This is a genomic window from Caballeronia sp., assembly GCF_028292365.1.
In the GTDB taxonomy this organism is placed as follows: domain Bacteria; phylum Pseudomonadota; class Gammaproteobacteria; order Burkholderiales; family Burkholderiaceae; genus Caballeronia.
Map to the genome: position 1 here is coordinate 24,617 of NZ_JAQGMM010000353.1, position 10,721 is coordinate 35,337.

Annotated in this window: 9 protein-coding genes; all 9 read left to right on the top strand. The window is 59.8% G+C overall.

Translation table 11 applies throughout. From position 1 onward, the window contains the following. Positions 1 to 12 precede the first annotated feature (12 nt). The 9 genes from JWR14_RS21240 to JWR14_RS21280 all read left to right on the top strand — a co-directional run bounded on the left by JWR14_RS21240 (position 13) and on the right by JWR14_RS21280 (position 10,711). Positions 13 to 2,433 (top strand): xanthine dehydrogenase family protein molybdopterin-binding subunit, encoded by a 2,421-nt coding sequence (locus tag JWR14_RS21240; RefSeq protein ID WP_299711000.1) that lies wholly within the window; start codon positions 13 to 15, stop codon positions 2,431 to 2,433. Next, the gene (locus tag JWR14_RS21245) at positions 2,430 to 3,269 is read left to right on the top strand and encodes an FAD binding domain-containing protein (RefSeq protein ID WP_299711003.1); all 840 of its coding nucleotides are present in this window, start codon (positions 2,430 to 2,432) and stop codon (positions 3,267 to 3,269) included. Before JWR14_RS21240 ends, JWR14_RS21245 begins: the two co-directional genes overlap by 4 nt. Positions 3,270 to 3,274: 5 nt before the next feature. Continuing rightward, entirely contained in the window at positions 3,275 to 4,495 is a 1,221-nt protein-coding gene (locus JWR14_RS21250) for a 2Fe-2S iron-sulfur cluster-binding protein (protein ID WP_299711026.1), read from the top strand. A gap of 101 nt (positions 4,496 to 4,596) precedes the next feature. Further along, entirely contained in the window at positions 4,597 to 5,562 is a 966-nt protein-coding gene (locus JWR14_RS21255; protein WP_299711006.1) for an amidohydrolase family protein, read from the top strand. 71 nt (positions 5,563 to 5,633) lie between these two features. After that, positions 5,634 to 6,386 (top strand): Asp/Glu racemase, encoded by a 753-nt coding sequence (locus JWR14_RS21260; protein WP_299711009.1) that lies wholly within the window; start codon positions 5,634 to 5,636, stop codon positions 6,384 to 6,386. Positions 6,387 to 6,417: 31 nt separating this feature from the next. Next, complete coding sequence (locus JWR14_RS21265) at positions 6,418 to 7,272, top strand: alpha/beta hydrolase (RefSeq protein ID WP_299711012.1); 855 nt, start codon at positions 6,418 to 6,420, stop codon at positions 7,270 to 7,272. A gap of 24 nt (positions 7,273 to 7,296) precedes the next feature. Then, the gene (locus JWR14_RS21270; RefSeq protein ID WP_299711015.1) at positions 7,297 to 8,340 is read left to right on the top strand and encodes a 2,5-dihydroxypyridine 5,6-dioxygenase; all 1,044 of its coding nucleotides are present in this window, start codon (positions 7,297 to 7,299) and stop codon (positions 8,338 to 8,340) included. Positions 8,341 to 8,349: 9 nt separating this feature from the next. Beyond that, positions 8,350 to 8,973 (top strand): isochorismatase family protein, encoded by a 624-nt coding sequence (locus JWR14_RS21275; protein WP_299711018.1) that lies wholly within the window; start codon positions 8,350 to 8,352, stop codon positions 8,971 to 8,973. Between the two features lie 142 nt (positions 8,974 to 9,115). After that, a complete protein-coding gene (locus JWR14_RS21280) occupies positions 9,116 to 10,711 on the top strand; it encodes an MFS transporter (RefSeq protein ID WP_299711021.1) in 1,596 nt (531 codons plus the stop codon). The last annotated feature ends 10 nt before the right edge of the window (positions 10,712 to 10,721 follow it).

Below are 10,721 nucleotides of genomic sequence, written 5' to 3' on the forward strand. Positions count from 1 at the left end.
TGGGAGAGGCATATGAACAGCACTGAACCGACGGAAGCGCCCGTTGAAAGTGGCGGCGTCGGCGCTCGTGTCAGGCGCCGCGAAGACGAGCGGCATTTGCACGGGAAGGGGCGATTTGTCGCCGACTATACGTTTCCTGATTTGCAGGAAGTCGCGTTCTTGCGCAGCCCGCTTGCGCACGCGCGGATTGAGCACATTGGCAAGCCGGAGCGTTTTCCCGGGCAGGTCATTGTGCGGGAAGACATGTATACGGCCACTGACATTGTGGCCGACTCCAGCCTCGCGACGTACAAGCCTTCTGCGCATCCTCCGCTTGCATCGGGGAAGGTCCGTTTTGTCGGTGAACCCGTAGCCATGTGTTTCGCGAATTCCCGCGCCGAGGCTGAGGACATCGCGGAAGAGATTGAGCTGGACCTGCATGAGCTACCCGCATTTGCGAGCGCCTTTGCGGCGCGTGAGCGCACCGATGTCCGTGTGCATGACCACTGGACCGACAACCTCTTTCTCGACCTCAAGGCGGACATCAACTTCGACGAACGCGCGAAGGATGCTCCCGTCGTCGTGAAGCAGAAGGTCGATCTGGCGCGCCAGTGTATGGTCCCGATGGAAGGCAAGGCGGTGCTGGCGTACTGGGATCATACCCAGGCACAACTGGTCGTGATTACGTCGACCCAGGTGCCGCACATGATTCGCACGGTGCTGTCTCAATGCCTGGGAATCGATCATGCTCAGGTCCGCGTGATTTCGCCCGATGTTGGCGGTGCGTTCGGATACAAATGCGTCCTCCAGCAAGAAGAGCTTTGCATTGCGTGGCTCGCACTCACGTACAAGCGGCCTTTTCGATTTATCGAAGACCGTCGCGAGCATCTGATCGCAGGCGCCAACACGCGTCAGCATCATTACGAGCTGACGGCCTATGCAGACAAGAACGGGCGACTCCTGGCGCTGGACTGCGACTTGTTGATCGATGGCGGCGCCTATTCAGCATGGCCTTTTACGATAGGACTGGAAACTGGACAGGCGCTTGGCAATCTTCCCGGTCCCTACGATTTCAGCGGTTACCGCTGCCGGACGCAGTGCGCCGCGACCAACAAGCCGGGCTTTCTGCCCTATCGCGGCGTGGCGCGCACGGGTGTGTGTTTCGCAATCGAGCTGACCATGGACGCCATTGCGCGGGCAGTCGGCCGCGAGGCTTGGGAAGTCCGCTATGACAATCTGGTTCGCGGCGCAGACATGCCCTACACCAACGTTGTCAAGAAGCACTACGACAGCGGCGACTTCCAGGAGAGCCTGAAGCGCGCAGCCGATCAACTCGATGTTGCCAAATGGCGCCGGCGTCAGAAAGAGGGCGAACCCGACGGCAGGTTGATCGGCATCGGCTTTGCGACTTTCACCGAGCAGTCGGCGCACGGAACGGCGGTGTTCGCGTCGTGGGGTTTGCCCGTCGTTCCCGGTTACGACCTGGCAACGGTGCGTATTACCGCGGACGGCGGTCTCGAAGTACGTGCCGGTATTCATTCCCATGGGCAGGGCATGGAAACCACGTTGGCGCAGATCGCGAACGAGGTGCTTGGCGTTCCCATCCAGAAGATCAAGGTGATTCACGGTGACACGGCACTTACACCGTATTCAACAGGCACATACGCATCGCGCAGCATTGTCATGGCCGGCGGCGCGGTCGCGGCTACTTGCCGCGAACTGGTGCCGCGGCTGATCAAAATTGGCGCGCATATCCTTGGTGAAATGGAGGGTGCAGTCCGGTTCGAGGCTGGCGAGGTTATCGGTGCAACGGGACGGGTTTCTCTAGCGGATATCGGCCACGCCTGGTACTTGCGGCCTGAACGTTTGCCTAAGGGCGTCGACTTGACGGGGCTCGAGGCAACTCACGGTTTCAAGCCGAAGGTCGATACCGGCGCGTTCAGCTATGCAACGCACGCGGCCGCTGTTGCGGTCGATACAAAAACCGGTGACGTCGAGATCCTGGAATATGTGATTGTTGAGGATTGCGGACGAATGATCAACCCGATGGTTGTCGAAGGTCAGACGATTGGCGGAACTGCACAAGGCATTGGTACTGCCTTCTATGAAGAGACACTGTATGACGAAAACGCCCAGCCTCTGACCTCCACGCTTGCAGACTACATGTTGCCGGGGCCGACGGAGCTTCCGCCGCTGACAATTATCCATATGGAGACGCTGTCGCCGTATACCGAGTTTGGGGCGAAGGGTGTGGGGGAAGGGGGCGCGATTGCGCCTCCGGCGGCACTTTTCAATGCGGTGAACGACGCACTGAGCCCCTTGGGAGCGCTTGTCTCTGAGACACCTCTCACGCCGCGCAGGTTGCTCACGGCCATTGAAACGGCGAAGGCCGCCGCGCACAGCAAGGCAGAGGCAGAGGCAACGGCGGAACCTGTTCACGAGGTGATTCGATGAAGGCCGCCGCGTTTGATTACGTCAGGGCCGAGACACTGCCGCAAGCCCTAAGCGAGCTTGGCGCTTCAGCCGGAAGCGTCAAGCCCATAGCCGGCAGCCAGTCGATGGGGCCAATGCTTAATCTCCGGCTCGCAAGGCCGTCGAAAGTGATCGATGTATCGCGTGTCGATGAACTGCGCAGCGTCACCGTTTCAGGTGATCTTATTCGCGTAGGCGCGGCCATCACTCACGCGGAAATCGAGGATGGCAAGTATGAGCTTTTGCGGAACGGCTTTTTGCAGTATGTCGCCTCGGGCATTGCATATAGAGCGATCCGCAATAGAGGAACCATTGGCGGCAGCCTGGCGCACGCTGATCCTGCAGCGGACTGGCCCCTGGCGCTCTCCACCCTCGACGCCCGGATCGAGCTCACAAAGGCAAGCGGTACGCGCCGCGTGCGTGCCAGTGAGTTCATGCTGGGTGCATTTACGACGCTGCTGGAAGAGGGCGAGATCATCTCGGCAGTTTTGTTGCCGAAGATGGGGCCCACCTTGCGTTGGGGCTATTACAAGCTATGCCGCAAGACGGGTGAGTTCGCTCACGCGAGCGCGGCCGCCGCGTTTGACGCGCAAACCGGCTTGGCCCGCGTAGTGCTTGGCGCGCTGGATGGTCCACCCGCAGCGCTGGAAGCACTCGCTCAGTCGATCGCGCAACACGGACCTGGCGCGGCGACCCCGGAAGCGATTGCAATGGGCGTGGCGAGCGCGATGCCGAACGCAGACGCTATCGACCGATCCATGCACGAGGCGACCGTCGAGCGCTGTCTTGCGCAAGCCTTCGGTTCATCCGGGCATTAACAGGAATTTCCATGTCTGTCATTGAACTCACCATCAATAACCGGGCCATCCGTGGCGACGTCGCGCCGCGGATCCATCTGGGCGATTTCCTTCGCGACAACCAGAACCTGACTGGCACGCACCTCGGTTGCGAGCATGGCGTGTGTGGCGCGTGTACGGTCCTTGTAGACGGTGAACCGGTGCGCTCCTGCATCACGTTCGCCGTCGCCTGTGACCATCAGAAGGTTCGTACGATCGAAGGCTTCGACGACGATGAATTGATGAAGCGCCTGCGCCGGTCTTTCTCGGTTCATCACGGGCTGCAATGCGGATACTGTACGCCCGGCATGCTCATTACCGCGCGCGATATCGTGCGGCGGTTTCCGGACGCTGATGAGGCGCGCATTCGACTGGAGCTATCAGGAAACCTGTGCCGATGTACGGGGTACGTCGGTATCGTCAACGCAATCAAAGCGGTGCTTGTCGACCTGAAGGAGAATCCGCCGGCCGACGTTCCCGTTGCCCCGGTTCGACAAGAGCCCGTACGTAACGCTCAGCCGCAGGCCGCGGGCGAGTTTCAGACCTTCGCGGCTATTGCCGCGACACCTTCGAACGCGCCTGCGCGCTCATCGCAGGACGATGCGGCGTCGCCAGTTTCAAACGTTCAGCCGACTGGTGCGCGCAAAGGGTGGACGGCGATTGATGACAGCTTTGTCGTGCCGTTTCCGCTCGAGAAAGTCTGGGCGTTCATGGGCGACTTGCCGTCTGTTACCGCATGCCTTCCGGGGGCCGAATTGATCGAGCACGACTCCGAAAAGGTGAAGGGGAAGATCGCCATCAAGTTTGGTCCGATGTCGGCAAATTTTGCGGGCGCTGCAAGACTTGAACGCGATGACGCCGCATACCGTGCGGTGATGCGTGGGGCCGGGCAGGACAACATCAGCCGTTCGAAAGCAAATGGCGACGTGACCTACGCATTGAGCGATGAATCGAATGGGACGCAAACGCGCGTTGCGGTCACGCTTGAATATATGTTGCAGGGACCTCTGGCTCAATTCTCGCGATCGGGGCTTGTTAAAGACTTCGTCCGCCGGATGATCGCCGACTTTGGTGCGCGGATCACCGCACAACTGGCTGGCGCGGACATGCCTGACTCCGCTGGACCGTCGACGCGATTCAACGTCGGTAGTCTGGTGTGGAGCGTTCTCTGGGGCCGTATAAAACGCCTCTTTGGCCGAGGCGAATAAGCCCGCTGCTAACCATAGCTTGAGACCGGTTTTGTGAACCGTCAAAACACTGCTTTGCATCTAACCTATCAGTATGCTGAATAAACGCCTGGAGTTTTTTCATGACTAAACGCATTCGGAAAATTGCCCTGGAAGAACACTTCTCAACGCCTGGTTTCCAGGGCTACTCAAAAAGCTTTACCCAGCACATCGCCCCTGACGTGCTGGCCGATCTCGCCGCTCGTCTTGCGGACTTCGACGAACAGCGCATAGCCGAGATGGACCGTGCAGGGATCGATTACACCATCCTGTCCCAGACAGGTCCGAGCGTGCAAGGGGAGATCGACCCGGCCGTCGCAGTAGCTCGCGCGAAGGAAAGTAACGACTTCCTGGCAACACAGATTGCACGTCATCCAACGCGGTTCGGCGGGTTTGCAACGTTGCCCATGCATACGCCGCAGGGGGCGATCGACGAACTGAACCGAACTGTACTCGACCTCGGTTTCAAGGGCGCGCTGGTCAACGGGCACACCTTGGGAACGTACTACGACGACCGTGCATACGACTCGTTTTGGGCGCGAATGCAGGAACTCGATGTGCCGCTGTATCTGCATCCTACTGATGCCTATGTCATGCCGACGGTGTTTGACGGTCATCCGGAATTGACGGGCGCTGCATGGGGCTGGGGTGTGGAAACGGGCAGCCATGCGTTAAGGCTTCTCTTTGGCGGCGTCTTTGATCGCTTCCCCGCGCTGAAGGTCATCCTGGGCCACATGGGTGAAGGCTTGCCGTATCTGCGCTGGCGATTTGACAGCCGTTTCGCGGTGTATTCGCACGGTATCCGTCTTGAGCGCGCGCCGTCGGAGTACATCGGAACGAACATCCTGATCACCACGTCCGGTGTGTGCTCGGCGCCTTCGCTGCTTGGCGCGATCGGCGAAATGGGTCCGGAGGCAGTCATGTTCTCGGTGGACTACCCGTACGAATCGACGGCGATTGCTGCTGATTTTATCGAGCAGGCACCGCTCGACGATCACGTCAGAGACCTGGTTTGCCACGGTAACGCGGAACGCATTTTCAAGCTGTGACGCCGGGCTTGCTGCCACGAGCGTGAGCATAAGCATAAGACCGTCACGTCAAATTTATCCGGAGTTTAGCAATGACAAAGCAATATCGAATTGGCCAGATTGTGCCGAGTTCGAACACGACAATGGAGACGGAAATTCCGGCGATGCTGCTCGCCCGCCAGGCAATCCGTCCCGAGCGTTTCACCTTCCATTCCAGCCGCATGCGCATGAAGAAAGTGGTCAAGGAAGAACTGGCTGCGATGGATGCGGAGTCGGACCGTTGTGCGCTCGAGCTGAGCGATGCGCGCGTGGATGTGCTGGGTTACGCGTGCCTGGTCGCAATCATGGCGATGGGGCATGGTTACCACCGCGTGTCACAGGAGCGCCTGCGCTCACGCACTGTTGAGAATGGCGGCGCGGCGCCGGTTATCACGAGTGCTGGCGCACTGGTCGATGCGCTGAGGGTTATCGGCGCCAGGCGGATCGTGGTCGTGGCGCCTTACATGAAGCCACTTACTGAACTGGTGGTCGACTATATCCGCAACGAAGGATACGAAGTTCTCGATTACCGGGCGCTCGAGATTCCCGACAATCTCGATGTAGGCCGTCATGATCCGGGCCTGTTGGCTGGCATCGTGACGCAGATGGACACATCGAATGCCGATGCGATCGTGCTCTCGGCTTGCGTGCAGATGCCGTCGCTGCCGGCGGTGGCAAAGGTTGAGGCGATCACGGGCAAACCGGTCATCACCGCTTCGATTGCGACCACCTACGCGATGCTCAAGCAGCTTGGCCTGGAAGCGGTCGTGCCGGGTGCCGGTGCGCTGCTATCCGGTGCTTACTGACGTGCCGGCGTTCGATCAATCCGGGATCCGCATGAGCACAGTTTCTACTTTCCTCTATGGCGGCAACGTCCACGCGAACGGCATCCGCCAGCACTACTTGCGCTACGGCAGTCCCACTGACGCACACGCCGGGCGTGACACCGTCATCATCGTGCCGGGGATCACCAGCCCGGCCGTGACGTGGGGTTTTGTCGGCGAGCGCTTCGGCACGACGTTCGATACCTACGTGCTTGACGTCCGTGGCAGGGGGTTGTCGTCGGCGTCCGACACGCTTGACTACAGCCTTGACGCGCAGGCTGCAGACTTGATCGCATTCGCTCAGGTGATAGGGCTTGAGCGCTACAGCGTGGTGGGCCATTCAATGGGCGCTCGCATTGGCGTACGCGCCGCTCGTATGCAGCCTGCGAGTCTGGTGCGCTTGGTCATGGTTGACCCGCCCGTGTCCGGACCGGGCCGCCGTGCGTATCCGTCGCAACTGCCGTGGTACGTCGATTCAATGCGGCTCGCGCGTGAAGGAACGGATGCAGAAGGCATGCGCACGTTCTGTCCCACCTGGACGCATGAGCAGAGGCAGCTTCGCGCGGAGTGGCTGCATACGTGCGACGAGCGTGCAGTGATCGCGAGCTTCGAGGGTTTTCATACCGACGATATCCACGCGGACCTGCCTCACGTCGCCATACCCATGATGTTGACGACTGCCGGGCGTGGTGATGTGGTGCGCCAGGAAGACGTCGAGGAAATCCGCACGCTCGCACCGCAGCTTGCGTATTCGCACGTTCCCGATGCTGGCCACATGATTCCGTGGGACGACGTGGAAGGCTTCTATCGCGCGTTCGGTGACTTCCTGGGCGCACCGTTGACGGCTCGGGTTGACGATCCTGCCTGACGTCCAACTTTTGAGGAGACCACTATGCCAGTCAGCGACTACCAGATGATTGAAGCGTGGAAGCAGGTGCTAACGCTTTCGCGGCTCGAAGCGGGTCAGACCGTCACCATTCTCACGAGTGCCGGGACTCATCCACAAACGCTCTCGACTGCGTTGATCGCCACGCAGTCGATGGGCGCGATCGTCAACCGGCTGGACTTGCCTCCGGTGAACGGCGAGAAGGCGCTCAGCCGTGACCCGCTTGCCTACCTCGGTACAACGCCGCTGACGGGGAACCCCGCGGCGATTGCCGCACTCAAGGCGAGTGACCTTGTGCTGGACTTGATGACGCTGCTGTTCTCGCCCGAGCAACTCGACATCCTGAAGACCGGCACCAAGATTCTTCTCGCGGTCGAGCCGCCCGAGGTGCTTACGCGGCTCGTGCCGAGTCTGGCCGATCGCGAGCGGGTATTGGCCGCCCAGGCGCGTATCAACGGCGCGCGCGAGATGCACATCGTTTCGGCTGCGGGGACAGACTTTCATTGCCCGCTGGGCGAATTCGAGGCGATTGCGGAATACGGTTTCGTCGATGAACCGGGGCGATGGGATCACTGGCCAAGCGGTTTTGCACTGACATTCCCGAACGAAGGCCGTGCCCATGGGCGCATCGTGATCAACCGCGGAGACATCCTGCTGCCACAGAAGAAATACGTTCAGGATCGCATTGAACTGACTATCGAGAACGGCTTTGCTACCCGGATCGATGGAGGCATGGACGCGGATCTGCTCAACGAATACATGAGCACCTTCGAGGACCCGGAAGCGTACGCGATCTCGCATATCGGCTGGGGACTTCAGCCGCGCGCGCACTGGTCGACGCTGGGCCTATACGATCGCGAGGCGACTATCGGCATGGACGCGCGTGCTTTCGAAGGTAACTTTCTGTTCTCGTTGGGACCGAACAACGAAGCGGGCGGCAAGCGAACGACGACCTGTCACATCGATATTCCGCTGCGTCACTGCGACGTGTTCCTCGATGGTGAAGCGGTGGTACGCAACGGCCACGTGCTGGACAAACAAGATAAGTAAGGAAGCGGCATGTCAAATGAACTTGAACCCTACCAGCGCCAGAGCTTCGGCTCGACGCTTGAACCGAAGGCGCCGGTGGGTTTGCTTATCGTCGATTTCGTCAACGGCTTTGCGGACCCTGCAGTGTTTGGCGGGGGCAACGTTGCGCCGGCCATCGAGCGCACCGTCGCGCTGCTGGCACACGCGCGTGAGCGCGGTTGGCCCGTCGCCCACACGCGCATTGTGTTCGCCGACGATGATGCAGATGTAAATATCTTTACGCTGAAGGTGCCAGGTCTGCTCTCGCTCAAGGAGCATGCGCATAACAGCGCCATCGTGCCGCAACTTACGCCGCGCGAAGGCGAACTGGTGGTGCGCAAGACGGTCCCGTCGGCGTTCTTTGGCACGTCGCTGGCTGCGTGGCTCGCGTTGCGTGGTGTGCAGACGCTGGTGATTGCCGGTGCCGTGACAAGCGGTTGCGTGCGCGCAAGCGTGGTGGACGCCATGCAGTGTGGCTTCCGTCCGCTCGTGCTGTCCGACTGCGTGGGTGACCGCGCCATTGCCCCTCACGACGCCAACCTGTTCGACATGGCGCAAAAATACGCGGCCGTCATGACCTGTGACGAAGCACTGGAAGTACTCGGAGACGCTTAGCAAGCTTGAAGGAGGAGGGCATGGCAGACATGGCGTTCCAAATCAAAGCGTGATTTGACTCCGGCCAAGTGTGTCCAGTCAATTTTGTTCAATTAGCATAACTGAATTGGAACGTGGTGGAACCTTGCAGCCAGGAGTGAGAATGGACATCTCGACGTCCGAGCCAACGCGGCGCGCTGTCACGCGCCGCGAATTTACGCTGATCATCGCGTCATCATTCGGGGCATTGCTCGAATGGTACGATTTTTATATCTATGCGGCGTTGGCTGGAACATTCAGTACGCTTTTCTTTCCCAGCGGCAATGACACCACGGCCTTTCTGGCCAGTCTCGCGACCTTCGGTGCAGGATTTCTGGTACGGCCGCTCGGTGCGTTGTTCTTCGGCCGTCTAGGCGACAGGATCGGCCGGAAATATACTTTCATGGCGACAATCGTCCTGATGGGTGTTGCCACGGTCGGTGTCGGGCTACTGCCTACTTTCGCGAAAATCGGCATGCTGGCGCCCGTGTTACTTGTCTGCTTGCGCCTGTTGCAGGGTTTCGCATTGGGCGGCGAAACAGGCGGGGCGGCGACTTACCTCGCGGAACATTCTCCGGCTGGCCGCCGCGGTTTTTACACGAGCTCGCTTCAAACTACTGCGACGCTTGGGTTGCTGTCATCCATTGCGGTGGTCAGCGCAAGCCGGAGCGCCATGAATGATGCGTCATTCCAGGATTGGGGCTGGCGCGTACCGTTCCTGGTTTCTCTTGTGTTACTCGTAGTCTCCGTTTACCTGCGGACGAAGCTGGCGGAGTCGCCGACCTTCCAGGGGATGAAAGAGGCGGGGAGATTGTCGAAGTCGCCGATTAGTGAGAGCTTTGGCAAGTGGGAAAATCTCAAGTACGTGCTCATCATGTTGTTCAGCACGGCGTCCGGTGTTGGCGTCGTGTTCGGCACTGGGCACTTCTACTCCATGTATTTCCTGCAGAACACACTGAAAGTCGCACCTGATACGGTGAGCCTTTATCTGGCCATCGCGCTGGTGGGCGTCTTTCCGTTCTACCTTGTATTCGGCTGGCTTTCGGACCGCATCGGGCGCAAGTGGATCATGATGACCGCCTGCCTGTTGCTTGCGCTAACGACCCTGCCTATCTTTCACGCGCTGACGCATTACGCTAATCCGGAACTGGAGCGGTTCCAGAAAACCTCGCCGGTTACCGTTCACGCGGATGACTGTCACTTCTCGTTGTTCGCAGCGCCCAGGAGCGAATGCGACCGCATCCGCTCGTTCCTGAGTGCCTCGGGAGTCTCGTACCAGCAAGTCCCGTTGCAGGCCGGCCAAGTGACCGCTACGGCCATCGGCGGTGTAACTGTGCACGGTAGCGACAAGAACGATCTGGAGCGCGCGCTGCTGGCCGCTGGCTGGGTACGGCACGCGGACCCGTCGCAGATCAACGCGCCTGCCGTGATTTTCCTGATGTGGTTGCTGATTGCGTATCTCGCCATGGTCTACGGCCCGATGGCGGCATTCATGGTTGAACTCTTTCCCGCGCGAATTCGCTACACCTCTCTCTCGCTTCCGTTCCATCTTGGATCTGGCTGGTTTGGCGGAATGCTGCCGTTTGTCGTCTCTGCTATGGCAATCGAAAATGGGAATGTGTACTTCGGCCTGTGGTACCCGATCGTGATTGCAGGCGTGTCGCTGATAGTCGGCGTGCTCTTCGTTCCTGAAACGTTCCGCCGGGACATTTCGCAGTGAAGCGGGTTTC

What these genes read in the sequence shown, in the direction of transcription:
- JWR14_RS21270 (WP_299711015.1), top strand. Translation starts at nt 7,297, where the DNA reads ATGCCAGTCAGCGACTACCAGATGATTGAAGCGTGGAAGCAGGTGCTA.
- JWR14_RS21275 (WP_299711018.1), top strand. Translation starts at nt 8,350, where the DNA reads ATGTCAAATGAACTTGAACCCTACCAGCGCCAGAGCTTCGGCTCGACG.
- JWR14_RS21280 (WP_299711021.1), top strand. Translation starts at nt 9,116, where the DNA reads ATGGACATCTCGACGTCCGAGCCAACGCGGCGCGCTGTCACGCGCCGC.
- JWR14_RS21245 (WP_299711003.1), top strand. Translation starts at nt 2,430, where the DNA reads ATGAAGGCCGCCGCGTTTGATTACGTCAGGGCCGAGACACTGCCGCAA.
- JWR14_RS21255 (WP_299711006.1), top strand. Translation starts at nt 4,597, where the DNA reads ATGACTAAACGCATTCGGAAAATTGCCCTGGAAGAACACTTCTCAACG.
- JWR14_RS21260 (WP_299711009.1), top strand. Translation starts at nt 5,634, where the DNA reads ATGACAAAGCAATATCGAATTGGCCAGATTGTGCCGAGTTCGAACACG.
- JWR14_RS21240 (WP_299711000.1), top strand. Translation starts at nt 13, where the DNA reads ATGAACAGCACTGAACCGACGGAAGCGCCCGTTGAAAGTGGCGGCGTC.
- JWR14_RS21265 (WP_299711012.1), top strand. Translation starts at nt 6,418, where the DNA reads ATGAGCACAGTTTCTACTTTCCTCTATGGCGGCAACGTCCACGCGAAC.